25 protein-coding genes and 2 tRNA genes are annotated in these 23,485 nt (G+C 47.5%); 17 read left to right on the top strand and 10 right to left on the bottom strand.

The window, feature by feature from the left end; all coding sequences use genetic code 11:
• Nucleotides 1-4: 4 nt before the first annotated feature.
• The 6 genes from ACKRDP_RS04960 to gap form a co-directional block, all read right to left on the bottom strand.
• On the bottom strand, nt 5-1,414 hold the full coding sequence (locus ACKRDP_RS04960) for a Do family serine endopeptidase (protein WP_409153649.1): 1,410 nt from the start codon (nt 1,412-1,414) through the stop codon (nt 5-7).
• A complete protein-coding gene (locus ACKRDP_RS04955; RefSeq protein ID WP_409153648.1) occupies nt 1,411-2,067 on the bottom strand; it encodes a methyltransferase domain-containing protein in 657 nt (218 codons plus the stop codon). The genes ACKRDP_RS04960 and ACKRDP_RS04955 overlap by 4 nt, the downstream gene beginning before the upstream one ends.
• Complete coding sequence (locus ACKRDP_RS04950) at nt 2,027-2,593, bottom strand: alpha/beta fold hydrolase (RefSeq protein ID WP_409153773.1); 567 nt, start codon at nt 2,591-2,593, stop codon at nt 2,027-2,029. Before ACKRDP_RS04950 ends, ACKRDP_RS04955 begins: the two co-directional genes overlap by 41 nt.
• Nucleotides 2,594-2,641: 48 nt before the next feature.
• Nucleotides 2,642-2,715: transfer RNA gene (locus ACKRDP_RS04945), tRNA-Arg, on the bottom strand.
• Nucleotides 2,716-2,788 (bottom strand) — tRNA-Pro (locus tag ACKRDP_RS04940).
• A gap of 18 nt (nt 2,789-2,806) precedes the next feature.
• A complete protein-coding gene (gene gap / locus ACKRDP_RS04935) occupies nt 2,807-3,826 on the bottom strand; it encodes a type I glyceraldehyde-3-phosphate dehydrogenase (RefSeq protein WP_409153647.1) in 1,020 nt (339 codons plus the stop codon).
• A gap of 106 nt (nt 3,827-3,932) precedes the next feature.
• Here gap and ACKRDP_RS04930 point away from each other — a divergent pair, with 106 nt between their 5' ends.
• The 3 genes from ACKRDP_RS04930 to ACKRDP_RS04920 are packed head-to-tail and all read left to right on the top strand — an operon-like array spanning nt 3,933 to nt 8,930.
• Nucleotides 3,933-7,064, top strand: a complete 3,132-nt coding sequence (locus ACKRDP_RS04930; protein WP_409153646.1) for an EAL domain-containing protein — start codon at nt 3,933-3,935, stop codon at nt 7,062-7,064.
• 10 nt (nt 7,065-7,074) lie between these two features.
• Nucleotides 7,075-8,277, top strand: a complete 1,203-nt coding sequence (locus tag ACKRDP_RS04925) for a glycosyltransferase (protein WP_409153645.1) — start codon at nt 7,075-7,077, stop codon at nt 8,275-8,277.
• Nucleotides 8,277-8,930 (top strand): DUF554 domain-containing protein, encoded by a 654-nt coding sequence (locus tag ACKRDP_RS04920; RefSeq protein ID WP_409153644.1) that lies wholly within the window; start codon nt 8,277-8,279, stop codon nt 8,928-8,930. The genes ACKRDP_RS04925 and ACKRDP_RS04920 overlap by 1 nt, the downstream gene beginning before the upstream one ends.
• On the opposite strand, the gene ACKRDP_RS04915 is transcribed toward ACKRDP_RS04920, so the two are convergent.
• Complete coding sequence (locus ACKRDP_RS04915) at nt 8,927-9,574, bottom strand: ATP-binding protein (protein WP_409153643.1); 648 nt, start codon at nt 9,572-9,574, stop codon at nt 8,927-8,929. The two genes, ACKRDP_RS04920 and ACKRDP_RS04915, sit on opposite strands and share 4 nt — an antisense overlap.
• 17 nt (nt 9,575-9,591) lie before the next feature.
• Between ACKRDP_RS04915 and surE the strand changes: the two genes are divergently transcribed.
• Genes surE through ACKRDP_RS04885 form a run of 6 tightly spaced genes read left to right on the top strand, consistent with a single transcriptional unit; the run spans nt 9,592 to nt 13,700 of the window.
• Complete coding sequence (gene surE, locus ACKRDP_RS04910) at nt 9,592-10,344, top strand: 5'/3'-nucleotidase SurE (RefSeq protein ID WP_409153642.1); 753 nt, start codon at nt 9,592-9,594, stop codon at nt 10,342-10,344.
• An 8-nt stretch (nt 10,345-10,352) separates the two neighbouring features.
• Nucleotides 10,353-11,540 carry a pyridoxal phosphate-dependent aminotransferase gene (locus tag ACKRDP_RS04905; RefSeq protein WP_409153641.1) on the top strand — a complete coding sequence of 396 codons (1,188 nt, stop codon included), beginning with the start codon at nt 10,353-10,355 and terminating at the stop codon, nt 11,538-11,540.
• 9 nt (nt 11,541-11,549) lie between these two features.
• Nucleotides 11,550-12,089: a nucleotide exchange factor GrpE gene (locus ACKRDP_RS04900; protein ID WP_409153640.1), complete on the top strand. Its 540-nt coding sequence runs from the start codon at nt 11,550-11,552 to the stop codon at nt 12,087-12,089.
• Entirely contained in the window at nt 12,089-12,280 is a 192-nt protein-coding gene (locus ACKRDP_RS04895; RefSeq protein WP_409153639.1) for a hypothetical protein, read from the top strand. Before ACKRDP_RS04900 ends, ACKRDP_RS04895 begins: the two co-directional genes overlap by 1 nt.
• Nucleotides 12,277-12,774 (top strand): LabA-like NYN domain-containing protein, encoded by a 498-nt coding sequence (locus ACKRDP_RS04890; RefSeq protein WP_409153638.1) that lies wholly within the window; start codon nt 12,277-12,279, stop codon nt 12,772-12,774. The genes ACKRDP_RS04895 and ACKRDP_RS04890 overlap by 4 nt, the downstream gene beginning before the upstream one ends.
• Nucleotides 12,771-13,700 carry a ketopantoate reductase family protein gene (locus ACKRDP_RS04885; RefSeq protein ID WP_409153637.1) on the top strand — a complete coding sequence of 310 codons (930 nt, stop codon included), beginning with the start codon at nt 12,771-12,773 and terminating at the stop codon, nt 13,698-13,700. The genes ACKRDP_RS04890 and ACKRDP_RS04885 overlap by 4 nt, the downstream gene beginning before the upstream one ends.
• Here the strand turns inward: ACKRDP_RS04885 and ACKRDP_RS04880 are convergent.
• Together ACKRDP_RS04880 and lepA are read right to left on the bottom strand one after the other, a co-directional pair.
• Nucleotides 13,681-14,172 (bottom strand): DUF29 domain-containing protein, encoded by a 492-nt coding sequence (locus ACKRDP_RS04880; protein ID WP_409153772.1) that lies wholly within the window; start codon nt 14,170-14,172, stop codon nt 13,681-13,683. The two genes, ACKRDP_RS04885 and ACKRDP_RS04880, sit on opposite strands and share 20 nt — an antisense overlap.
• Before the next feature lie 32 nt (nt 14,173-14,204).
• Nucleotides 14,205-15,998 (bottom strand): translation elongation factor 4, encoded by a 1,794-nt coding sequence (gene lepA / locus ACKRDP_RS04875; protein ID WP_409153636.1) that lies wholly within the window; start codon nt 15,996-15,998, stop codon nt 14,205-14,207.
• A gap of 152 nt (nt 15,999-16,150) precedes the next feature.
• Between lepA and ACKRDP_RS04870 the strand changes: the two genes are divergently transcribed.
• The 8 genes from ACKRDP_RS04870 to ACKRDP_RS04835 are packed head-to-tail and all read left to right on the top strand — an operon-like array spanning nt 16,151 to nt 22,563.
• On the top strand, nt 16,151-16,537 hold the full coding sequence (locus tag ACKRDP_RS04870) for a thioredoxin family protein (protein WP_409153635.1): 387 nt from the start codon (nt 16,151-16,153) through the stop codon (nt 16,535-16,537).
• Between the two features lie 23 nt (nt 16,538-16,560).
• Nucleotides 16,561-17,007, top strand: a complete 447-nt coding sequence (gene soxY / locus ACKRDP_RS04865; protein WP_409153634.1) for a thiosulfate oxidation carrier protein SoxY — start codon at nt 16,561-16,563, stop codon at nt 17,005-17,007.
• A 44-nt stretch (nt 17,008-17,051) separates the two neighbouring features.
• Complete coding sequence (gene soxZ, locus ACKRDP_RS04860; RefSeq protein ID WP_409153633.1) at nt 17,052-17,378, top strand: thiosulfate oxidation carrier complex protein SoxZ; 327 nt, start codon at nt 17,052-17,054, stop codon at nt 17,376-17,378.
• Nucleotides 17,379-17,391: 13 nt separating this feature from the next.
• The gene (soxA, locus tag ACKRDP_RS04855; RefSeq protein WP_409153632.1) at nt 17,392-18,231 is read left to right on the top strand and encodes a sulfur oxidation c-type cytochrome SoxA; all 840 of its coding nucleotides are present in this window, start codon (nt 17,392-17,394) and stop codon (nt 18,229-18,231) included.
• A gap of 5 nt (nt 18,232-18,236) precedes the next feature.
• The gene (gene soxX / locus ACKRDP_RS04850) at nt 18,237-18,920 is read left to right on the top strand and encodes a sulfur oxidation c-type cytochrome SoxX (protein ID WP_409153631.1); all 684 of its coding nucleotides are present in this window, start codon (nt 18,237-18,239) and stop codon (nt 18,918-18,920) included.
• A 54-nt stretch (nt 18,921-18,974) separates the two neighbouring features.
• Complete coding sequence (gene soxB, locus ACKRDP_RS04845) at nt 18,975-20,717, top strand: thiosulfohydrolase SoxB (RefSeq protein ID WP_409153630.1); 1,743 nt, start codon at nt 18,975-18,977, stop codon at nt 20,715-20,717.
• A 3-nt stretch (nt 20,718-20,720) separates the two neighbouring features.
• Nucleotides 20,721-21,596, top strand: a complete 876-nt coding sequence (locus ACKRDP_RS04840; RefSeq protein WP_409153629.1) for a DUF302 domain-containing protein — start codon at nt 20,721-20,723, stop codon at nt 21,594-21,596.
• Entirely contained in the window at nt 21,589-22,563 is a 975-nt protein-coding gene (locus tag ACKRDP_RS04835; protein WP_409153628.1) for an MBL fold metallo-hydrolase, read from the top strand. Before ACKRDP_RS04840 ends, ACKRDP_RS04835 begins: the two co-directional genes overlap by 8 nt.
• On the opposite strand, the gene lipA is transcribed toward ACKRDP_RS04835, so the two are convergent.
• Entirely contained in the window at nt 22,546-23,373 is an 828-nt protein-coding gene (gene lipA / locus ACKRDP_RS04830; protein ID WP_409153627.1) for a lipoyl synthase, read from the bottom strand. The genes ACKRDP_RS04835 and lipA overlap by 18 nt on opposite strands.
• Nucleotides 23,374-23,485 lie beyond the last annotated feature (112 nt).

Here is a 23,485-nt window from a genome sequence, read left to right as displayed (position 1 = left end):
GTCCCTACCTCAGCCTCAGCACAAGAAAGAGGTTGTTGCCCCTTCTCCTTACGAGCAGAAGAGCATTTTCTCTTCCTGCCTGTCTGAGGGCCTCTATGCTCTGCTGGAATTCTCTTACGCTTGAAACTGGTCTGTTTCCTACCTGAAGGATGATATCACCCGGAACTATGCCGCTCTGCATGGCAAGGCTGTTCTGTGTAACTCTTACCACCAGAACACCTTTAACTCCAAGCCTTCTTTCCTCTTCAGGGGTAAGGTCTCTGAGAACAAGCCCCAGCTCCGCCTGACCGAGCTCCTCCTCTGCCACCCGTCTTTCTTCAGGCATCTCCTCCACCCGTATCTTCAGGCTTACTTCTTTCCCCTCCCTTATCACCTTCAAATTTATCTCCTTGCCGGGCTCTGTTCTCATTATCTTGAACTGAAGCTCCCTTACTTCGCTCACCTTCTGACCGTCTACTTCAACCACCACATCACCCACTCTCAAACCACCTTTTTCTGCTGGACTCCCGGGCATTATCTGGGCAATTATTACACCTTCCCTGACTCCAAGGCTTTCAGCCATCTCAGGGGTTATATCCTGAATGACCACGCCAAGCCAGCCTCTTATAACCTTTCCCTTTGCGATGAGCTGGTCAGACACCCATTTTGCCAGGTTTATGGGAATGGCAAAGCCAAGCCCCTGACCCTCTGCCAGTATGGCGGTGTTTATGCCTATAACCTCACCCCTTATGTTTACGAGCGGTCCACCAGAGTTTCCCGGATTTATGGCGGCATCCGTCTGTATGAAGCTCTCATACTGGGTTATACCTATCGCCCTTCTAAGGGCGGATATGACGCCCACCGTCACAGTCCTTTCAAGCCCGTAGGGGTTTCCTATGGCTATCACCAGCTGTCCAACCTTCAGCTTATCTGAATCACCGAGCTTTGCCACCCTGCCCTCAGGATTGGGTATATCCTTGTCGTCCACCTCTATCACAGCCACGTCCGTCTTTGGGTCTATGCCCACAATCTTTGCTCTTTTTTCTGTGTGCCTGTCAAACCTCACCCTTATGGCCCTTGCATTCTGCACTACGTGGCTGTTGGTGAGTATGTAGAACTTTCCCTTTCTGTAGTCTATTATCACGCCAGAGCCAAGAGACCTTCTTTCCTGAGGGGGAACCTGAAAGGGGAAGGGAAAGGGAGTTTCAATGCCTGTGACTTCCTGAGTAGCAAATATGGTCACAACTGAGGGGGAAACAGCCTCTACTATACCTGTCAGCTCCTGTTCAAACTGTGAAAGTGTGCCAGATGAGGGGATTACTCTCTCCTCTTTTGGGGTCGGGTTGGCACTCTGAACCTGCTGTGCCTTACAGCCAATAAGAAGGGAAAGGCACAGAAAAAAGGTCAGAAACATAACCATCTTTCTCCTCCTCATTCTCTGACCTCACAGGAAAAGAATAGAACTTTAAAGGCTGGTCTGTCAATCTCATAAATCATACTTTCAATCCTCTTCCTTGAGATTATACCACCTTTAAAAAGGGGATTGAAAGAGGAGCCCGTGTAGTGGAAGAACTTCACCAGGTCCCATCCGCTGAAGGGTATTTTCACCTCCTCAAGGAAAAAGCTCCTTATGTTAGCCCTGCCTTCAAGCAGGCTGAGAATGCTCTTTACTTCTGGGAAGGGGAAAAGGAGCTCAGGAAGGCTTCCTTCAACGGGAAGGGCGCAGAGAAACAGCCTCCTGCAAACCCTCAGGGCTTCAGGTATACTCCTTTTAAGGTCAGTCCAGTGAAGGGCAAAGTTGCTTATAACAAAGTCAAAACTCCTGTCCTTGAAAGGCAGGGCATGGGCATCGCCAATGACCACTCTGCCAAACCTTTCTCTGTATACCTTGGCCATACCAATGGCTATGTCTACGCCTACAACATCCTCAAGACCTTCGCTGAGAAGCCCTGTTCCGCAGCCGAGGTCAAGAACAGGTCCTCTTAAGTTTTCAAGTCTTTTGAGCCTCTGTGCAGAGTATCTCTGAGGAATCGCCCATTCCTCATAGCTACTGCAAGCCCTTGAGAACCTCAAAGATAAGATTTTCATACTCCGGGAAATGACCTCCTGGGAAGGTTATTAATTTAGACCTTTTCAGCATGTTGTAAAGGGTAAGTGCAGAGGAGAGGGGAACTATGGTGTCTTTCTCGCCGTGAAGGATTAAAACCCTCTGTCTTATGTATGGAAGGATATGTCTCAGGTCAGTATACATGTATTCCCTGAGAATTCTCTTTGCTCCTTCAATATCCACAGTGTCTTCAAAGCCTTTTGGGTAGGCAAGAGACCTGAACTCTCTTAAAAACCCTTCCCTCTCCCTCTCAAGTCTCAGCAGAAAGGCCCTCAAGTTTTTCTCTGACCATGCACAACCAAAGCATGGGGATGCACCTATCAGCAGAAGTCCCCTGAACTTTTCGGGAAAAAGGTAAGCCATCATGAGCGCAAGGCTTGCACCCATAGACCATCCAATCAGAACAGAACCACTTTCTGCCTTCAGAGCCAGAGACCTTGCCAGGGACCAGAGGTCTGAGTAAGAAAGCTGGCTTTTTCCATGATAGGGCAGGTCTACAGAGGGAATTCCACTGAGAACCTTTGAACTGAAACCCCATCCGTGAAGAAAAAAAAGCGGGCCCGGAGGGACTCGAACCCCCGACCTAGGGATTAGAAATCCCTTGCTCTGTCCAGCTGAGCTACGGGCCCTCGGGGTGGCAGGACTTGAACCTGCGGCCTTTGGCTCCCAAAGCCAACGCTCTGCCACCTGAGCTACACCCCGTAAATATAAAATTATAGCTCAGGTTTTAAGGCTTGGCTCCCTCTCAGCCACAAAAATGGTCAGGTCTCTGAGCCTGCAAGAATAGCCCCATTCGTTATCATACCACGCACCCACGTGCACCATGTCTTCTATAACCTGAGTTAGCCCTGCATCAAATATGGCAGAGTGTGGATTACCCACTATGTCCTGAGATACCACTGGGTCTTCTGTGTATTGCAGTATGCCCTTGAGGTGGTTTTCGGAGGCTTCTCTGAAAGCTCTGTTTACTTCCTCTACAGAAGCTGGAGCTTTCTCCACTATGACCGTAAGGTCTATTAGAGAACCATCCGCTACGGGAACTCTCCTTGCAGTGCCATCAAGCCTTCCTTTAAGCTCCGGTATGACCTCACCTATCGCCTTCGCAGCCCCTGTGGTGGTGGGTATGATGTTCACTGCTGCAGCCCTTGCGCGCCTCAGGTCTTTGTGGGGAAGGTCCAGAACCCTCTGGTCGTTGGTGTAGGCGTGGACTGTGACCATGTAGCCTTTCTTTACTCCAAACTTTTCATGTAAAACCTTCAGTGTCGGGGCAAGGCAGTTGGTGGTGCATGAGGCGTTGGAGATAATCCTGTGCCTTTCAGGGTCATACATGTGCTCGTTTACACCCAGCACAAGGGTTATGTCCGGGTTTTTGGCAGGTGCAGAGATTATGACCCTCTTTACCGTATCTCTGAGATGAAGTTCTGCCTTGTCTCTGCTTGTGAAGGCTCCTGTGGACTCAATGACCACATCCACCCCAAGGTCTCCCCATGGAATTTCAGCAGGGTCCTTTACTGAAAAGACCCTTATTCCCCTTCCATCCACTATAAGGCTTGAATCCTTTGCCTCCACATGGGCCTTAAACCTTCCATGAACAGAGTCGTATTTCAGAAGATGTGCCAGGGTCCTTGTATCGGTCAGGTCGTTTACCGCTACTATCTCAACCTCTTCATGTCCCTGACACGCCCTGAAAAAGGACCTTCCTATCCTGCCGAATCCGTTTATACCTACTCTTATACCCATAGTATTTTATTATTATAAGACCTAAATGACTGTGATGGTATATGACAGAGGCAGGAAGGTTTAAAATTTATACCAATGCCCGCAAGAAGGAAGGGGAAGAGGTATCGTGATTAGTTTTTCCGTTTGTCCTCACGACACGCAGAAGGGGCTGAAAAGATGGTCCGAGTTTACTAAAAAACTTGAGCATTTGCTCGGAGAGGGGGTAAACTTTGAAGTTCTGGGCGGGCATGAGGAAGAGTACATAAGGATAGAGAGGGGAGATTTTTTTGATGTTTACTATGCAGGACCCCTGGTCTCTCCAAGGCTTTACCAGATGGGTTACCTTCCTGTGGCAAAGTTCAGGGGTCAGAGGGACAGACTCTTTCTCGTAGTAAAAGACAGACTTCCAGAAGAGGGACCCATACTGGTTGCTATACCCTTCCTGAAGCCTGCAGGATATCCCATCATGGGTCTTGATGTAGAGCGGGTTAAACTTGTTTTCACGAAGAACTTTCCTGAGGTCTTTCAACTTCTGAAAGAAGGTCATGTTCATGCTGGTGTGATGTATAACGAAACATGGAATGAGATAGATGAAGAGGAAAAACAGGGTTTCTATATTATAGAGGACCATATCTTTGATACATCCCACATATTCATGGTAAGGTCTGGACTGTATGAGAGGCTCAGGTCTGCACTTCTCTCCTTTAAGGAGCTTGAGCCCTCTAACGAGGAAGACATAAGGAAAACCATAAAACTATACATGGATTTTGACAGGTTTTTAAAGCTCTGGTCAGGGGTAAGCCTCGCTCAGGCTCTTGAAAAGGCTACACATATAGGGTTTTTTGTTTATGGCGAGCAGGTGCTCTTCGCAAACAAGACCTTTCTAAAAATGGTTGATTATACTTCTGAAGAGTTGAAAGGCATGGATGTTTACCAGGCGGTGGATATGCTAATACATCCAGACTACAGGGGGTTTGTGAAGAAAGTGGTAAAGAGAAGGCTTTCAGGAGAAGAGCTAAATATAGATTATGGAGAGCTACCCCTTTTAAGAAGGGATGGAACTCTGGTATGGACCATAGTCAGCTCCTCAACCATACTCTATGAAGGTAGCTATGCGGGTGTAGTTTTTTTCGTGGACATAACAAAAAGGAAGAGACTTGAAAGATTGTATGGTCTTTTGAAGGAGGTCAATCAGATAATCACGCAGGTGCTTCTCGAGGAAGAGCTCCTTGAGAGAGTATGCCATAGTCTTGTGGGCAAGATGGGTATAAGATTTGTGTGGATAGGGGCGTCTGATAAAAAGGAGCATTTTAAACCCGTTACTTATTGTGGGGATGGTGAAAAATACCTTGAGAGTGTAGCCTCTTTTATTGAGGAGGAGCCAACTTACAGAGCTTACGTGGCGAACAGAATAATCGTAAACCCTGATACTACAGAGCTGGATGTGGCTGAGGCCCTGAAGAGGGAGATGCTCAGCAGGAGCTATCTTTCCTCCTGCGCCGTTCCACTTTCAAAGGAGGGTGAAACAGTCTACGTTCTTGGTATGTATGCAGAAGAGCCCTATTACTTTCAGGAGGAAACGAAGGATGTGCTTTATGAACTGAGGCATGACCTTGAGTTTGCCTTGAATAGACTGGAGGACCTGCAGAGAAATAAGCTCATCGCGTCCGCTCTTGAAAACTCCACATCATGGGTTGTCATAACAGAAAGAGATGGAACTATAACCTATGTGAATGATGCAGTCTGCCAGATTTCTGGCTATTCAAGACAGGACCTTATCGGGCAGAATCCAAGAATATTTAAATCCGGACACCACACGCAGGATTTTTACAGAAGTCTCTGGGAAACCATACTTTCTGGACAAGAATTTCATGCCACCTTTGCCAACAGAAGGAAGGATGGTGAGCTATTCTACCTTGAACAGACCATATACCCCATAGAACTGCCAAACCGCACTGTAAAGTTTATGAGCGTGGGCAGGGACATAACCAGAGAGGTTCATCTTTCTTCAGAAGTTGAAAAGCTGACCTTCTACGACCCCGCCACTGGAATTCTGAACCTTGACGGCATAAGGTTTAAAGCTGGGGAGCTTATAAATAAGAAGAAGATGTGTGCCCTCTTCCTTGTAGACCTTTACGGCATGTCTCTTATCAACAAAAACTATGGTATTCAGGTTGGTGACATGGTGCTCTCACTGATAGCTAAAAGGCTGCAGGATGAACTTGGAGAGAGTGGTGTGGTGGGGAGGGTAGCCAGCGATGAATTTGCCCTTTTTATGCCCATAGTCAAAGAGGAGGAATCCATCATACTTGCAGACAGGATAGAGGAAGTGATTGGCGAACCCATATACTTTGAAGGGGAAAGGTTGAAGTTATCTGTGAATATGGGTATAGCCCTCTACCCTATGGACGGCAGTAGCTTCAACCAGCTTCACGAAAAGGCAAGCATAGCCCTGTCTTCCGCAAAAAAAGCAGGTGAGGGCGAGAGAAGGTTCTTTGAATCAGCATTTGAGGAAAGGGTCAAGGAGGCGGCTCTGGCTATAGGCCTTGTGAGTAGAGCTGTGGAGGAAGACCTCTTCATCTTCTACTATCAGCCATACTTCAGAGGAGAGGATATTGGTCTGGCAGGATTTGAGGCGCTCGTGAGAATAAGAGACAAGGATGGGAAAATTTATGGACCAGCGCATTTTGTTGAATATCTGGAAAGCAGCAAATACCTTAGGAGTTTTGAAGGTTTTGCCCTTAGGGAGGCTCTGAGATTCTTTGAAAAGTTCAAGCTGCCGGTATCCATAAACATATCTGCCAGGAGCTTTAAGGATAGAGGCTTTATAGAAGTTATAGCAGAACAGTTAAAGGGATCCAGCGTAATAGTTGAGATAACCGAAAGAGTCTTTATAGATGAAAGGGAAAAGGCCATTGAACACATAACTATACTTAAAGAGTCGGGTGTAAAGATAGCCCTTGATGACTTTGGAACAGGCTATTCTTCACTTGGATATATTTCAAACCTGCCGGTGGATGAAATAAAAATTGACATATCCTTTGTAAGGGAGATAGTAAAAGACCCCAGAAAGAGGGCGGTTGTAGGTAATCTAATAAAGCTTGCCAGCGACCTTGGCATTGAGACCCTTGCAGAGGGTGTGGAAACCCAGGAACAGCTGAAGATTCTTCGGGATATGGGATGCACCTATGTGCAGGGCTATCTGCTTGGCAAGCCCATGCCCGAGGAAGAGGCTTTGAAATTGATTTCTATGGTATGATTTTTAGACCATGAGAATAGCCTTTCTGAGACAGGGAAAGGACCTTGGAATTAACAGACATATGCTGGCATTTATGGAGCTTTTCAGAGAGAGGGGTGCAGAGGTTCAGGACTTTGACCTTATGGAAGGAGAGCTTCAGGATGTGGTAAATAGGCTTCTGGAATTCTCCCCCCTCTTTACCCTTGACCTTAACGGTAGCTGTGTGGTCTTTGGAGAGAGAGAGGGTCAGAAGCTTCCGGTTTTTGACGCCTTTGGCTTTGTGCATGTGAGCCTCTTTACCGACGAACCTCTCTTTCACTTCCCTGTCCTTCTTGACCTGCGGCAGTCAAACAACTTCCTTCCTATAGTCACAGACCTCAAGTATGCGGACAGTCTAAGATTTCTGGGTCATGAAAGGGGCACCTATTACATAACCCCCTTTGTGGACCCTGGGCAGATGCCAGAGCCTTCTGAGGACAGGGACATAGAAGTCATATTCCTTGGGCCTGTAGTAGACCCAAACATAATCGCCCAGCAGGTTGTCCAGAACATCAAGGAGGGCTTTGTCCCTTATTTCTTTGAAGTGGGCGAGTTTCTCTTCAGGAACCCGGAGGCACACCTTCTGTATGCAGGCGAATACATCCTTTCTATGTTCAACCAGAGCTTTCAGGAAGAGTTTACAAAGTGGCGTCAGGAAAACCCTCAGGATTACATAAGGTTTCTCAACGATATAAGTTTCTATGCAACCGCAAGAAAGAGGTGGTATATTCTGAGCTTTCTCGAGGGCATAAACCTCAGGATAGTGGGTGCCTTTGAGGGTGAACTCAGGGAAGGTCATGAACACATCCCCATACAGAGCTGGGAAGAAGCTCTTGAGCTCATTGGAAGGTCGTCCATGACCATTCTCAGCTACCCTCATGCAGTTCCCACCGGCATAGGCTTTGTTCCCCTGGAGGTTGCCTTTATGGGTAGTGCACCCTTCATAGACTTCAGGGCAACCCTGCCAGGCTTCTTTACCCCCGGTCAGGAAGTCATAACCTATCTTCCCCTTGACAGGGCTGATATAGAGGAAAAGGTGGTCTATTATCTGGAGAACCCTCAGGAGGCAAGAGAAATAGGCAGAAGGGCAAGAGAAAGGGTTATTCAGAACTACACCCCCGAAGAGAGGGCTGAGTTTCTGTATAACATGTTCCAGGATATACTTTCCCAGGCTCAGCAGAGTGGCGCTGGCTGATGTTCCCCACCTTTGGAACCCTTGTGAACGCAGGGCTTGTGCTCGCCGGCAGTCTCGTTGGCATTAGCTTATCAAGAGCCATTCCTGAGAGGCTCAGAACATCTATAATGCAGGGTATAGGGCTTTTTACACTGCTTCTTGGGCTGAAGCTAATCTCAGAGAACAAACCAGAGCTCTTGAAGGTTTTCTTCCTTCTTGTGGTGGGCTCTCTTATAGGTAGCTTTCTCAGGCTTGAGGAAAGGCTCGAAGGGATTACACGGGGACCATCGGATATTGCCAGGGGCTTTGTTTCCGCTTCCCTGCTCTTTACCGTTGGACCCATGACTCTTATGGGCTGCATTCTTGAAGGAGCAAAGGGTGACAGCTCGCTGATACTTTCAAAGGCCTTTATGGATGGCTTCTCTTCCATAGTTCTTTCCTCTTCCCTTGGCAAAGGCGTTGCCCTTTCGGCTTTCTATGTTCTCCTCTTTCAGGGTTCTATAACCCTTCTCGCCTTTTTTTATGGTGAGTTTCTGAAGGAGCAAGCAATGGCAAACGCCCTTTTCACGGGAGGTGGTCTTATGGTTCTTACCTCTCTGAAAATTCTTGAGGTTTTAAAGCATGTAAGTGTTCTTAACCTTATGCCGGCTCTGGTGCTTGCGCTTTTCCTTTAGCTGCTCAGATAGATTATCTCAGTCATTTGGTGGATTTTCCCCACTATGGCAGGAGAAAGCCTTTCCTCCATGGCTCTTGCCACCTCATCCTCCCTTTGTCTGAGAAGTGGGTAGTTCGTGGTTATGAGGGTGCTCTTCAAAAAGTTATACCTGTGGCTGATTATGTGGGAAAGGGTTTCTATACGCCAGTCAGAAAGCCTTTCGCTCCCAAGGTCATCAAGCACAAGAAGGGGCGCATTCAGAAGAAGGTTCATAAAGCGGTGGTATTTGTCCGTGTTTGCATAGCTCTGAAGCCTGTAGAAAAGGTCCTTGGTATCAAAGAAAAAGCCCCTTATCCTCTTATTTCTGTAAACTGTTTTCAGAACCGCAACCACGAGATGTGTCTTTCCCATCTGTGGAGGTCCCACCAGCGTCAGACCCTTACCTTCCTCTGGCTCAAAGGTATAGGCGTAGTGCATACAGGCTTCAAGAGCCCTTTTTTGTGAAGGTGAAACCGGGACATAATTTTCAAACTCCGCCTCTGTGAACCTTGGCGGTATGTTCAGGTGCTTCTGAAGGTTTACCCCCTCATACCTGCAACTGCAGAGCTCAAGCACACCTCCCCTGTCCACAAAGCCCGTTCCACCACACTTTGGGCACTCCATTGGATAAAATATAGGCAATGCCAACCTTCCTGCTCACCAACGATGATGGCTATTTTTCAGAAGGCATCAGAGCCCTCAGAGAGGAGTTAAAAAACCTCGGAAGGGTGATAACCGTTGCTCCAGACAGAAATCTCAGCGGTGTTGGACACTCTCTTACCTTTACTCAGCCTCTGAGAATAAGAAGGGTGGATGAGGACTTCTGGACTGTTATAGGTGGCACTCCTGCGGACTGCGTTCATTTTGGCTATTATCTTTTCCTTGAGGGAAGAAAGCCAGACCTAGTATGTTCTGGCATAAACGAGGGACCAAACCTGGGAGAGGACATAACCTACTCGGGAACAGTGTCCGGTGCCATGGAGGGCAGGATTCTGGGCATTCCCTCTGTAGCTTTCTCCGCCTTTGGGAGGGATGAGGTGGACTTTTCTGAGGTGGCAAGGGTGGCAAGGGAGGTTGTCCTCAGGGTTCTTGAAAGGGGAATGCCAGAAGATACCTATCTTAACGTAAACATACCAAACCTCCCAAGTGAAGACATAAAGGGCTTTATGCTCACCCGCCAGGGCAGAAGGGCATACAAGGAAAAGGTGCTCAGGCTCTCGGACCCCTCTGGGAGACCCCTATACTGGATAACGGCGGAGGAATTTGGATGGCACTTAGAAGAAGGCACAGACTACTGGGCAGTATATCATGGCTATGTTTCCATAACACCCCTTCAGCTTGACCTCACAAACTACAGGGCAATGGAGTATTTGAAGGAAAGGTTCAGGTTATAATAGCTCCTATGCTTGCAAGAAGAGTATCCCACATAAAGCCGGCTCCCACCCTTGCCCTCACCGCCAAAGTAAACCAGCTCAAAGCTCAGGGTGTGGACATAATAGGCTTTGGTGCCGGAGAACCGGACTTTGATACACCAGAGTTTGTTAAGGAAGCCTGTATAAGGGCACTGAAGGAAGGTAAAACCAAGTATGCACCTTCTGCGGGAATTCCCCAGCTGAGAGAGGCTCTTGCAGAAAAGCTCCACAGGGAAAATGGCGTTGAATACAAACCTTCTGAGATTGTGGTCACCGCCGGAGCAAAGATGGCACTTTTTCTGGTTATGCTTGCAGTTCTTGAAGAGGGTGATGAGGTCCTCCTCCCATCTCCCTACTGGGTAACCTATCCGGAGCAGATCATGCTCTGCGATGCAAAGGTGGTGGAAGTGCCACTAAGGGAAGAAGAAGGCTTTGTTCTCAGGGCTGAGGTCCTGAAAGAACACATCACTCCAAAAACCAGAATGCTTATACTCAATTCACCCTCAAACCCTACGGGTGCAGTTGTTCCGGAGGAAGAACAGAGAAAAATAGCACAGCTCTGCCTTGAAAATGGTATACTCATAGTCTCAGACGAATGTTATGAGGCCTTCCTATACGATGGGGAAAAATTCGTAAGTCCTGCAAGTTTTTCAGAGGATATAAGAGACATAACCTTCACCGTCAACGCCTTCTCAAAAACTTACTCCATGACAGGCTGGAGGATTGGCTATGTTGCCTGCCCTGAGAGATACGCAAAGGTTATAGCAGACCTCAACAGCCAGAGCATATCCAACGCCACCACCTTTGCCCAGTATGGAGCCCTTGAAGCCCTCAGAAACCCACACTCTAAAGCCTTTGTAGATAACATGAAAAGAGCCTTTGAGAGGAGGAGAGACCTTGCATACGAGCTCCTGAAAAAAATTCCAGACATAAGCGTAGTAAAGCCAAAGGGAGCCTTCTACATATTTCCCAACCTGAGGCACTATTCTGAAAAGCTTGGCTCTGACATAAAACTTGCAGACTATCTCATAGAAAAGGGAAGGGTTGCTGGGGTTCCCGGCTCAGCCTTTGGTGCAGAGGGATACATGAGGCTATCTTACTGCATTTCTGAAAACATAATTGAGGAAGGTATAGGGAGGCTCAGCAAGGCACTTGAAAGCCTGAAGGGCATGCTATAATTAACCCTTATGGAAGAGAAGCAGCAACAGGAAGAAGTATTGCAGGAGCAGTCAGAAGAACAGAAGGACAAGAGAATAAAGGAGCTTGAGGAAAAATTGCTCAGGCTTGAAAACACTGCAAGGGTTATAAATCAGAGGTATGTGGACCTGCAGAGGGAGGCAGATTATCTGAAGGAAAGATACAGAAGGGACCTTGAAGAGGCAAGGAAATACGGACATGAGAATCTTGCCCTTGACCTGCTGGAGGTGGTTGACAACTTTGAGAGGGCTTTCCAGTATGAAGGTGGGGACGCAGAGGGTTTGAAAAAGGGTTTTGAACTTATATACAAAGAGCTTCTGAGGATACTGGAAAAGCACGGCATAAGAGAGATAGAGGTGCTGGGCAAAGAGTTTGACCCATACCTTTCAGAGGCGGTAGACAGAGAATACACGCAAGATATGGCGCCGAACATGGTTCTCCGGGTGGAAAAGAAGGGCTACTGGCTACACGACAGAGTGCTCAGACCTGCAAAGGTGGTGGTCTCCTACTGGGAAGAGGAGATTACTTGATGGAAATTCGTTTCAAAGACTTCCACCGCAAGATGACCCCTTTTAAAGACGAGAGCATGGAGCAGCTCCTTGAGGAGCAGGTAAACCAGTGGATTAAGCTCAACAAACCAAAAATCATAAGCGTGGAAACCATCTGGGAGAGAAATTCTCATGTCTCCGCAGGTATAAGGGTATGGTATATCCAAGAATGAAAAGAAGGGCCTGCATATTCATAGATGGGGCAAATTTTTACTTTGTCCAGAAAGACATACTGCATCAGAGGATTGACCTTGTAAAGCTGGTTAATTATTTTAAGGTGGAGTTTGACATTTACAACACCTTTTTCTACCTCGCCTACAGAGAAGGAGACGAAAAACAGGAGAATTTCATAAAACTGCTTGCCTTCAGCGGAATAACGGTGGTGAAAAAACCTGTAAAACAGCTAAAAGACGGCACATACAAGGGCGACCTGGATGTTAACCTTACCATAGATGCGCTTCTCACCAAGGATAACTATCACACTGCAATCCTCTGCACCGGAGATGGAGATTTTGAAAAGCTGGTCTGGACCCTGAGAAACTTTGGAAAGGAAATAATCTGCGTATCTGCAAGAGAAGCAACTGCGGTAGAGCTTGTAAACGCCTGCGACAGGTATATAGACCTGAGGGACCTTTTACCTCTTATAAGACTGGAGGAAAAGGAATGAGGTTTCTGGTTGTGGGAGTTGGTGCTCTTGGGAGCACATACCTCGCCTTTCTGAGCAGGGCAGGTCATAGTGCTGTGGGACTTTTAAAAAAGGGTAGAAGGCTTGAAAGCATAAAGGTGGAAGGCATATGGGGAGAGTTTGAGCAGGAAGTTCTGGCTGTGGACTCTCTTGAAGCCCTTGACTTTGAACCTGACATAGTCATACTCACAGTAAAGAGCTACGATACACAGGAGGCTCTCAGGAGTTTAGAACCTCTAAGAAGCGGCAAAAGTCTTTTAATGGTAGCACAGAACGGCTACGGAAACTATGAGAAGGCGGTAGATACCTTTGGCAGGGGTAAAGTAATTCTTGCAAGAGTTATATTCGGTGCAGAGCTGTTAGAGTGGGGAAGAGTCAGGATAACCGTCTGTGGCGATGACGTGGTTATAGGGGACCCTGCAGGTTTTCTGGAGGAGGCTTTTCTGAGAGAACTGGCTGGCATTTTCAGCCATGCAGGCATACCCACAAGATATGAAAGGGATGTATACAAGTATTTATGGGATAAGATTCTCTACAACTGTGCCCTGAACCCACTGGGAGCCCTTTTTGAAACCACATACGGCAAACTTGCCAGCAACCCCCATACGAGGGAGATAATGGACAGGATATTAGAGGAAGCCTTTGAGGCTATAAAAGCAAACTCCATTCCCACCTTCTGGAATAGTGCGGAAGAATATAAAAAGCACTTTTACGAGAAACTAATCCCGCCCACTGCAGAGCATTATCCTTCCATGCTCCATGATGTGAAGAAGGGAAGAACTGAGATTGAAGCCCTCAACGGTGCTCTGCTTGAGCTTGCGGGTGCAAAGGGAATAAAGCTTCCTGTCAACGAGTTTGTGGTAAAGCTCATAAAAGCCAAAGAGATTTTCAGCTCAGCTCTCTCCTGAGGTCTCTGTTCATGGCGGTCTCAAAGGTGTAAGGGCAATCTTCTGGTATAGGGAAGTCCTCTGGGTTATGGTCATTAAATATCAGCCATTTCTGTATTCTTCTTCTTGCGAACTTCCACGCCTTTTCTATCTCTAAGGGTAGTCTGTTTCTGAGGCTGGGGTATACATCGAGCATGGCAAGGATTTCTAATCTTGCACTTTCCACGCTTTTTATCCAACCCATTCCCGCCTTCTCTCCACCTGACAGCCTTCTGAAGTTATCCCATTTGTATAGGTGCTCCAGAATTCTTGCGAGCTGGCTTATACAGCTATCCAGATGTTTCTGTGCCATATCCTCTATCTCCTCCAGCAGGTTCTCCCAGTCCACAAGCTCATAAGCCTTTTCTTTTAGAAGCTGGTGGTTTATCTCTGCCCAGAGGGGGAAGTCTTCATGATAGAGCCTCTTGAGTTCTTCCACACTAATAGTTCTCATGTTTCTAATTATATGCCCGAGGTCTTTGACCTTCAATCAACCTTCAAAACTGTAAGGAAGGCTTCCTGAGGAAGCTCCACTTTCCCAAACTGTTTTAGCCTCTTTTTACCTTCCTTCTGCTTTTCAAGGAGCTTCTTCTTTCTGGTAATGTCTCCGCCGTAGCACTTGGCGGTCACGTTTGCCCTGAGAGGCGGAATTCTCTCTGAAGCTATTATCTTTGTCCCTATACCAGCCTGAACCTTGACCTCAAAGAGTTGTCTGGGTATGACATCTCTGAGCTTTTCCACAAGCTGACGGGCTCTTCTGTAGGCTTTGTCCCTGTGGACTATGAAGGAAAGAGCATCAACCGGGTCATTGTTTATAAAGATATTGAGCCTCACCAGGTCCTCTTCTCTGAAGCCAAGAAACTCATAGTCGTAGGAGGCATAGCCTTTTGAAACACCCTTTATCTTGTCGTGGAAGTCCATTATGACCTCACTCAGAGGCATCTCATACTCAAGCATGACCGTGTTGGGGTCAAGGTAGAGGAACTTTTTCTGAATTCCTCTCTTCTCCTGACAGAGGTTCATTATACTGCCAACGTAGTCCTTTGGCGTGATTATGGTAAGGAGCACAAAGGGCTCTTCAAGAGCCTCTATTACGCCCCAGTTTTCGGGAAGCTCTGAGGGATTTCTTATTTCCTTTACCTCTCCATTTTTAAACCTTACTCTGTAGACCACACTGGGTGCAGTGGTCACTATGCTCACTCCGTATTCTCTCTCAAGCCTTTCCTGCACTATTTCCATGTGCAAAAGTCCAAGAAACCCCACCCTGAAGCCAAGTCCAAGGGCTGGTGAGGTTTCTGGTTCAAACTGCACCGCTGCGTCGTTTATGGCGTATTTCTCAAGAGCATCTCTTAGCTCTTCGTAGGTGTAGCCCTCTGAGGGATATATGCCGGCGTATACCATAGGCTTTGCGGGTCTGAAGCCGGGGACAGGTTCTCCTGTTGGATTTTTTGCATCCGTTATGGTATCCCCAACCCTTATATCCCTCACGTCCTTTATGGAGGCTGCCAGGTATCCCACATCTCCTGCAGATAGCCTTTCAAACTTTGTCATTTTAGGAGTCTGTGCACCCACCTCTGTGACTTCAAATTCTTTGCCTGTGGAAAATAGCCTTATTCTCGTGCCAGGCCTGACCTCACCGTCAAAGACCCTCACAAAGGCAACCGCACCCCTGTATGGGTCGTAGTAGGAGTCAAAAATAAGCGCCTTGAGAGGCTTCTGAGGGTTTCCCTCGGGTGGTGGTATTCTCTTTACGATTGCCTCCAGTATCTCCTCAATACCTATGCCTTCTTTTGCAGAAGCAAGTATTACCTCTTCTGAAGGAAGACCAAGTATATCCTCTATCTGTCTTTTTACCCTTTCCGGGTCTGCGGCCGGTAGGTCTATTTTGTTTATAACGGGAATTATGGTAAGGTCCTGCTCCACTGCCTTCCAGAAGTTGGCAACCGTTTGAGCCTCTATGCCCTGCGTGGCATCCACAAGGAGCAGAGCTCCTTCACAGGCAGCGAGAGCCCTTGAGACCTCGTAGGAAAAGTCCACATGCCCGGGAGTGTCTATGAGGTGTAGCGTATAGAGGTTTCCGTCCTTTGCCCTGTAGAACATCCTTACCGCCTGTAGTTTTATGGTTATGCCCCTCTCCCTCTCAATCTCAAGGGTATCAAGCATTTGCTCCTTCATCTCCCTCCTTGAGACAGAGCCGGTGAACTCTAAGAGCCTGTCCGCAAGGGTAGACTTTCCGTGGTCCACATGGGCTATTATGGAGAAGTTTCTTACTCTTTCCATAAGACTTATATTTTATGCCTGTTAGTGACTTTTACAGTTTTAATTATCCTCTTATATAAGACATGCTTATACCTGTCATAAAAAATTTCTATTGCTAAGCATTCTCAAAGCCCTTATATTAAACACATAGTATGTGGAAGGTGCTAATAAGCTTGATTTTAGCGGTATCTACAAGCTTTGCGGTCTGGTTTAACAAGGCAAAGGAAGGTCTTGAATATGCCCAGCAACAGGATAAGCTTGTTGCCTTCTATTTCTACAGCAACTATTGTCCCTACTGTGCCCAGATGGAGGAGTTTGTCCTCAATCAGGAGGATGTGCAGAAGAAACTGGAAAACTTTGTTGTAATATCCCTCAACATCTCCTCCGACGAGGGGAGCAGGTGGGCGAGAAAGCTCGGAGCCCCCGGCGTTCCTACTATAGTCTTCTATGACCCCAAGCAGGATAAGACTCTTGGTGCTCTGTTCGGAAACAGGCCCAGGGGTGATATACTGAATTTTATTCAGGGAATATGCAAAAGACACAATATAAAGGCATGTTAATAATTTCTAAGGAGGTATAAACTATGGACAGGAGAAAGTTTCTTGCACTGTCAGCAGTGGCAGTCATGGGGCTGACCTTGGTCCCAGCAGTTCAGCCAGCCTTTGCTTCTACTCCAAAGCTGGAGGAGGAGCTTCAGAAGAGGCTGGGAGTCAAACTTGCCCAGATTAAGGAAGTGGCGGATATCAAGCTGACCGCTCCCACCATAGCAGAGTCTGGAGCCAATGTGCCCATAACCGTTGAGTCCACCATACCTGTGGACAGGGTTGAGAGGCTATGGGTGTTTGTGGACAAAAACCCCGTTCCATGGATAGCAGACGTGACCTTTACACCCATGAACGGTCAGGTCTTTTTCTCCACCAGGATAAAGATGGGAGAGACCTCCAACGTAAGAGCAATACTCAAGCTGAAGGATGGCTCCTATGTAATGGCAACCAAGGAGGTAAAGGTTACCGCTGGCGGATGCGGATAATCCCTTAGATTTTCAATACCAAAATCCCATACAGGAGGTGCAATATGGCAATAGGAGCGGGCATACTGCGTGTGCCGAAGGAGGCAAAGAAGGGAGAAATCGTAAGGGTGCAGATGGTGATAACCCATCCCATGTCCCCACCAAGGAAAGACCCACAAACAGGTCAGGAGATTCCTCCCCATACCCTTACAAAGCTTGACCTTCTCTTCAACGACAAGCTGGTAAGCACCATCAACATGGGTGCAGGTGTGTCTGCCAATCCCTTTATAGCCCTGACTCTAAAAGCGGATGAGAGCGGGGTAGTCAAGATAGTCTACGAAGATAACAAGGGCGGGAAGTGGGAAAGAACCGCAGACATAAAGGTCTCTTAAGGGAGGTTATAACATGAGAAAAAAGCTGCTTCTGGCGATTTTTACCGCCGGTGCTGTCGCCGGTGGCCTTTTGTCTACAAAGGCTTTTGCTCAAGTTGAAGGAGAGCTCTCTCCAGAGGAAGAGATGAGACTTGTTCAGGAATTCAACCGCATGTTGGCAGAGGGCATAAACCCAGGCGAGGTATGGTATGAAGTAGGCAAGGATGCCATAAAGAAATATAACCTTGACAAATGCGACCTTGGACTGGGTCCGGGTGTTTTTAAGGGAGCCGCTGCACAGCTGCCCAGATACTTTGCAGATGCTGGCAAGGTTATGGACCTTGAAACGAGGGTTGGCTGGTGTCTTCAGAAGCATGCAGGTATGACACAGGAGCAGGTTCTAAAGTTTGTTCGCCAGTGCTGGGGCAAAACGGGTAACTGCGTGAGTGAATATGACGGCATAATCATGTATCTAACCATGGAGTCCAATGGACAGAAGATAAACGTTAACCTCAAAGACCCGAGGGTTAAAAAGATGTATGATATAGGCAAGCAGGTATACTATGCAAGACTTGGACCCTGGGACTTTAACTGTGCTACCTGTCATGCCGGTAAGCAGGAGGTGAGAATAAGGGCCACAAGGCTCTGGAGTGCAGACAGGCCTGGAGAGGCTGGTCAGGCAGTTTCCATATTCCCCAAATATCTCGTGAGATGGGGTCTTCCCATGACCATGCACTACAGGTATGCAGAATGCATCCGCCAGATGAGGTGGCCCGAGTTCATACCCCATTCAGACCTTGCGGTGGCGCTCTCCACATACCTTTACGGCACAGCAAACGGCACAGAGATAAAAGCACCAGGCATAGGGAGGTAATAGAGATGAAAAAAGCGCTTCTTATAGCAGGTGTTTCCGCTCTTTTGACAGGTGCGGTGGTTGAAGCTCAGCAGAGGAAGGCACAGCCTCAGAAACAGCAACAGCCTGCAGTCAAACAGGAAGAAGTGATTCAGGTGCTTAAGTCCGGACTTTCCACAGACCCTAGGTTTGCATGGAAAGTGGAACAGGACGAAGCTCAGAAGATATGCTCACAATACCCAAGTAGGGAAGCCATGCCAGGTCCCGCAATACAGAAGGTTATACAGGTGAGTCAGAACGAGATAAGGTATCCTCAGTGGGGTCTGTTCTGGGGGGACTGGAAAGAGGGTAAGAAGATAGTGGACAACCCCAGGGGTGGAAGGTTTGCCAGCTATGGTTTCTCTGATAGCCCTACCGATAGAGGTGGAAACTGCTATGCCTGCCACCTGATAGAGAAGGGTGTTCCCGGTGGAACCATGGGTCCAAACCTGTATCAGTATGGTAAGAGGTGGAACATAACCAAAGAGAACATGAACAGTCCGGAAGCAATTCAGAACCTGAAAATCGTTTACAACATAGTCTATGACTCCTGGTCCGCCTTCCCCTGTTCCTCTATGCCAAGGTTTGGACGCAACGGCGCACTATCACCAGAAGATGTTATGAACATAGTGACCTTCTTGCTTCACCCCGACTCCCCGGTTAACAAGTAACTTCAGAGGGGGCTCTGCCCCCGTATAATATTTCCTGAAGAAGGAGGTTTGATAATGAGCCTTAGTAGGAGGGAATTCCTTGGATACTCCGCCTTAGCTCTTTCTGCACTGGCTTTTTCCCCAGAAGCTTTTGCAAAAAGACCTGTGAGCTTTGAAAAGCTGATGGAGTTCAAGCCATATGGAAATCTTACACTTGTCTTCATATCTGACTTTCATGGCCACCTCAAGCCCATGTATTTTGCCGAGCCTATGAACCTGCTTGCTCCAGAAGCCCTTAAGGGGACTCCCGGATATCTTGCTGGCACGGACTTTTTGAAGTTCTACAACATAAAGCCGGGTTCTGTGGAAGCCTACATGGGTTCATGTGTGAGTTTTATAAGACTGGCAAAGCTATACGGCATGACCGGTGGTGGACCGCAAGTTGCCACAGTTATAAAAACCATAGTTAACGAAAGGGGCAAGGACAGGTGTCTGGTGCTTGATGGAGGTGATACATGGGCGACCTCTGGTATTGCGGTCAAAACTGATGGGATGGCCGTGGTTGACTGGCTTAACTATGTGGGCTTTGACTATATGGTGGCCCACTGGGATGTGACCGTTGGAAAGGAAAAGTTTCTTGACATAGTCAAAAACAAGCTCAAGGCAAAGTTTATCTCCTACAACATAACAGAAGAGCCCTTTGGAGACCTTGTCTTTCCCCCTTACGATGTGGTGGAAAAGGGTGGCGTTAAGATTGGCATAATAGGAAGCTCCTTCCCCTTCACACCCCTTGCAAACCCGAGGGTATACACAGAGGGCTGGAGCTTTGGCGTCAGGCCCGACGAGCTTCAGAAGTATGTGAATGAGCTCAGGGAAAAACACAAGGTTGACCTTGTTATACTGCTTTCCCACGATGGTCTTCCCCTTGACATAGCCCTGATGAAAATCGTAAAGGGTATTGATATAGTTATATCCGGCCATACCCACGATATAACACCCACTCCAGTTAAGGTAGGAGATACACTTATAATCTCACCCGGTTCACATGGTAAGTTTGTGGGAAGGATGGACCTTGATGTGAGAAATGGTAAACTTCATGGCTACAGGCTCAAGCTCATACCAGTTCTTTCTGATGTGGTGCCGGAGGATAAGGGAGCAAAGGAGCTGGTTAGAAAATGGTATGCTTCTTATGAAAAGGAGTTCAACACCGTCATAGGAACTGCCAACACCTTGCTCTATAAGAGAGATACGGTTTTCAGCACATGGGACAGGCTTATAGGCGAAGCTCTTGCAGACTACTACCACGGCGTGGATGCGGTTATGTCCCTTGATGTGGGCACATCTCCAGGCTTCAGATGGGGGACAACTGTCCTCCCCGGTCAGAAGATAACGGTGGAACATGTCTACGATGTGCTGGGTATGACCTACCCAGAAGTATTTATAATGAAAAGAAAGGGTAGAGACCTTCTTGTGCTCTGGGAAGATGTGGCGGACAACGTGTTTAACCCCAACCCCCTGTATCAGCAGGGTGGAGACATGTCGAGGATATACGGAGTGGAATATGAGCTGAAAATTAACGCAAAGCAGGGCGAAAGGATAAGGAACGTAAAGATTAAGGGCAAGCCCATAGAGATGGACAAAGAGTATGTGGTTGCAGTCTACGGTGGCCCACCTCCCATGGGAGTCCAGCCAGAGAAGAAGAACATAAGGGACATAGTTGTAGACTACATAAGGAAGAAGAAGAACATTGAAGTGGACAGAAGGCCCAATGTAAAAGTCCTTGACCACCCCTACAACACAGACTGCTACTGGAGGTAAGGCATGTTAAGGCTTTTTTTACTTCTCCTCCTGCCACTTTTTACCTTTGCCATGGACCCCCTCAGGGTTATGTATATCACTTACAACCTCAGGGAAAAGGATTTTAAGGCTGGTGTTGAGTCGGTAAGGAAGAGTATGGAAGCTCAGGGTCTGAAAGTGCTCAGGACCCTCACCATATCCGACGCCATAAGGGCAAGGGGAAACGAAGTCTTCAGAAACTACTATGTTGTCTTTGGATGTGAGTTTGAGGGCATGGGGGACATTCTTTTAAAGGCCCCAGCCCTGAGCAACATAGTCCCCTGCAGTGTGGCAGTATACGAGGAGAAAGGTAGGGTAAAAGCCACAGTTGTGAACCATCAGGTCTTCTTAACCCGCTACAGAAACCATCTAACTCTTTCCGAGAGAAGAAATATAAGCCAGCTCTACCGCAGGCTTCATTCTGCACTTGCTTCAATAAGCACCAACAGGCCTACCATTCCTCAAGTGCCTGCTATGAAGGAAAACCTGGTTCATGAGGATGTAATTGAGGGCATTGACTTTGACACCTTCAAGACACTTTACAAGACTGCCCTTGACGGCGTTAACATGAACATACTGGACATAATGGATATCAGACAGCAGAGCCCAAAGTTCTCCATCTTCCTTGCCTGCAACCTGAGCTATGGTGAGGCAATACTAAAGGACATACCCCAGTTTGGAACCCTTGCTCCCTGCAGGGTATACCTCTACGAAAAGGATGGCAAAGTGGTAACGGGCTATATAAACATACCCTTCCTGCTGAAAACCTACGGAAGGCACCTCAGCAGAGAAAATGCGGAAATATTCCGCAAGGCGGACCAGGACATAAAGCAGGCTCTCAAAGAGGCAAAGGGTGAATAGGTTAATTGCCTTTCTACTCCTTGCCCTTCCTCTCCTTTCCCTTTCCTATCCACGGCATGTTAGGGAGACTCTACGGGAGCTTGCCCCCGGTGTATATGGAGTCTTCGGAACCTATGAACAGGTAAGCAGGCAGAACAGAGGTTTTATATCCAACGCCTACTTTGTAATAACAAGGGATGGTGTGTTTGTAGTAGATGCCTTAAGCACATACACACTTGGCAGAGAGCTGGTGGAGACCATAAGGACAAAAACAAAGCTTCCTGTAAGATACGCTCTTATCACACACTACCATACGGACCATTTTTATGGAGTGCGAGCCTTAAAGGAGGCAGGGGCAGTCATAATAGCCCATCCCTGGTCTGATGAATATCTTGCGGATGATGCCTCCAAAAGAATGCATACTGCAAGGCTTGAGATTCTTGGAGAAAGACTTCTTAGAGGCACAAAACTTATAGGACCGGACATAACCACCTCCAGCAGCATGACAATAAAAATGGGTGGTGAAATTTTTGAAATACATCACTGGTGCAGGGCTCACACGGATGGAGACCTTGTAGTCTGGATGCCCAAGAGGAAAATACTCTTTGCCGGCGACCTTGTTTTTGGAGGGCGTGTCCCCTTTCTGGGCTCTGGCAACTCCCGCACATGGCTTCTCTGTCTTGAAAAAATAAAGGAGCTTTCACCTGAGATCCTTCTCCCAGGACATGGCGAGCCTCTATACGGCAGAGAGAACATAGTCAGACAGGTGGAGTGGACCAGGGATTACATAAGGGATATAAGGTCTGTGGTAAGAAGGTTATACGAGGAAGGTTACAGTGTTGAGGAGGTAAGAAACAGGGCTAACGAGGATATGCTAAGACTAAACCCGGAATATTCTCAACTTTCTGTTTTCTTTGAGGTCAACCCGGTAAACGCCTATTATGTTTACTTCGAAATAGAAAAAGAAATTTTAGAGGAGCAGAGATAGTTCCCACGCCCTGTAGGAGCTTCTCACCTTTGCACCACTCGCCACCTTCTTAAAGCCCATGCTGTATGCTATCTTCTCAAGCTCCCTGAATTCTTCCTCCGCGTAGTATTTTATGACTGGGTGGTGGCTCCTTGATGGCTGATAATACTGACCTATGGTAAGAAGTTCACAGCCTGCAGAGAACAGGTCTTTCATAACCTGAATGATTTCCTCCCACTCCTCTCCAAAGCCAAGCACAAGGGCTGACTTGGTCGGCACTTGGGGGGCTATTTCCTTTGCCCTTTTCAGAATCTCCAAACTTCTCTCATACTTTGAGCCAGTCCTAACCTTTTCATACAGTCTCGGGACTGTTTCTACGTTGTGGGCAAGCACATGGGGTTTTGCAGAAAGGACAGCCACAAGAGAATTCATGTTTCCCTTAAAATCCGGCACGAGAGCCTCCACCCTTATATCAGGAATGCCTTCCTTGAGCATTCTTATACATTTATAAAAATGCGAGGCGCCACCATCTGACAGGTCATCTCTGGTGGGTGAAGTTAAAACCACATACTTGAGCCCCAGCTCCCTTACAGCCTGAAGAAGATGGTATGGCTCCTGTGGGTCAGGGGGCAGAGGTTTTCCCCTCTGGAGGTTGCAGAAGGTGCAGGAGCGTGTGCATGTATCCCCCATTATCATAAAGGTTGCAGTGCCAGAGCCAAAGCATTCTCCTATGTTGGGGCATCTTGATTCTTCACAGACCGTGTTGAGCTTTAGACTTCTCAGAAGCTTTTTGACCTGATGGGTGCTGGAAAGGTTCAGCGTAGGCTTCATCCTAAATATAATATCTGCAGACCTTGCCAGAAGGCTTATAATAACCCGAGTTGCAAGTTATAAGAAATTATGGTAAAAAAAAGCTCCCCATGGAAAACCCATAGGGAGGATT

The organism is Pampinifervens navoyensis (assembly GCF_046159715.1).
Taxonomy (GTDB): Bacteria; Aquificota; Aquificia; order Aquificales; family Aquificaceae; genus Pampinifervens.
The sequence above is the reverse complement of the archived record's forward strand: the minus strand, read 5'-3'. Positions and strand labels throughout refer to the sequence as shown.

What these genes read in the sequence shown, in the direction of transcription:
- ACKRDP_RS04840 (WP_409153629.1), top strand. Translation starts at nt 20,721, where the DNA reads ATGTTAAGGCTTTTTTTACTTCTCCTCCTGCCACTTTTTACCTTTGCC.
- soxX (WP_409153631.1), top strand. Translation starts at nt 18,237, where the DNA reads ATGAAAAAAGCGCTTCTTATAGCAGGTGTTTCCGCTCTTTTGACAGGT.
- ACKRDP_RS04920 (WP_409153644.1), top strand. Translation starts at nt 8,277, where the DNA reads ATGTTCCCCACCTTTGGAACCCTTGTGAACGCAGGGCTTGTGCTCGCC.
- ACKRDP_RS04960 (WP_409153649.1), bottom strand. Translation starts at nt 1,414, where the DNA reads ATGAGGAGGAGAAAGATGGTTATGTTTCTGACCTTTTTTCTGTGCCTT.
- soxA (WP_409153632.1), top strand. Translation starts at nt 17,392, where the DNA reads ATGAGAAAAAAGCTGCTTCTGGCGATTTTTACCGCCGGTGCTGTCGCC.
- ACKRDP_RS04905 (WP_409153641.1), top strand. Translation starts at nt 10,353, where the DNA reads ATGCTTGCAAGAAGAGTATCCCACATAAAGCCGGCTCCCACCCTTGCC.
- ACKRDP_RS04915 (WP_409153643.1), bottom strand. Translation starts at nt 9,574, where the DNA reads ATGGAGTGCCCAAAGTGTGGTGGAACGGGCTTTGTGGACAGGGGAGGT.
- soxB (WP_409153630.1), top strand. Translation starts at nt 18,975, where the DNA reads ATGAGCCTTAGTAGGAGGGAATTCCTTGGATACTCCGCCTTAGCTCTT.
- ACKRDP_RS04925 (WP_409153645.1), top strand. Translation starts at nt 7,075, where the DNA reads ATGAGAATAGCCTTTCTGAGACAGGGAAAGGACCTTGGAATTAACAGA.
- ACKRDP_RS04890 (WP_409153638.1), top strand. Translation starts at nt 12,277, where the DNA reads ATGAAAAGAAGGGCCTGCATATTCATAGATGGGGCAAATTTTTACTTT.
- lipA (WP_409153627.1), bottom strand. Translation starts at nt 23,373, where the DNA reads ATGAAGCCTACGCTGAACCTTTCCAGCACCCATCAGGTCAAAAAGCTT.
- surE (WP_409153642.1), top strand. Translation starts at nt 9,592, where the DNA reads ATGCCAACCTTCCTGCTCACCAACGATGATGGCTATTTTTCAGAAGGC.
- ACKRDP_RS04885 (WP_409153637.1), top strand. Translation starts at nt 12,771, where the DNA reads ATGAGGTTTCTGGTTGTGGGAGTTGGTGCTCTTGGGAGCACATACCTC.
- ACKRDP_RS04955 (WP_409153648.1), bottom strand. Translation starts at nt 2,067, where the DNA reads ATGAAAATCTTATCTTTGAGGTTCTCAAGGGCTTGCAGTAGCTATGAG.
- ACKRDP_RS04880 (WP_409153772.1), bottom strand. Translation starts at nt 14,172, where the DNA reads ATGAGAACTATTAGTGTGGAAGAACTCAAGAGGCTCTATCATGAAGAC.
- soxY (WP_409153634.1), top strand. Translation starts at nt 16,561, where the DNA reads ATGGACAGGAGAAAGTTTCTTGCACTGTCAGCAGTGGCAGTCATGGGG.
- ACKRDP_RS04895 (WP_409153639.1), top strand. Translation starts at nt 12,089, where the DNA reads ATGGAAATTCGTTTCAAAGACTTCCACCGCAAGATGACCCCTTTTAAA.
- gap (WP_409153647.1), bottom strand. Translation starts at nt 3,826, where the DNA reads ATGGGTATAAGAGTAGGTATAAACGGATTCGGCAGGATAGGAAGGTCC.
- soxZ (WP_409153633.1), top strand. Translation starts at nt 17,052, where the DNA reads ATGGCAATAGGAGCGGGCATACTGCGTGTGCCGAAGGAGGCAAAGAAG.
- ACKRDP_RS04900 (WP_409153640.1), top strand. Translation starts at nt 11,550, where the DNA reads ATGGAAGAGAAGCAGCAACAGGAAGAAGTATTGCAGGAGCAGTCAGAA.
- lepA (WP_409153636.1), bottom strand. Translation starts at nt 15,998, where the DNA reads ATGGAAAGAGTAAGAAACTTCTCCATAATAGCCCATGTGGACCACGGA.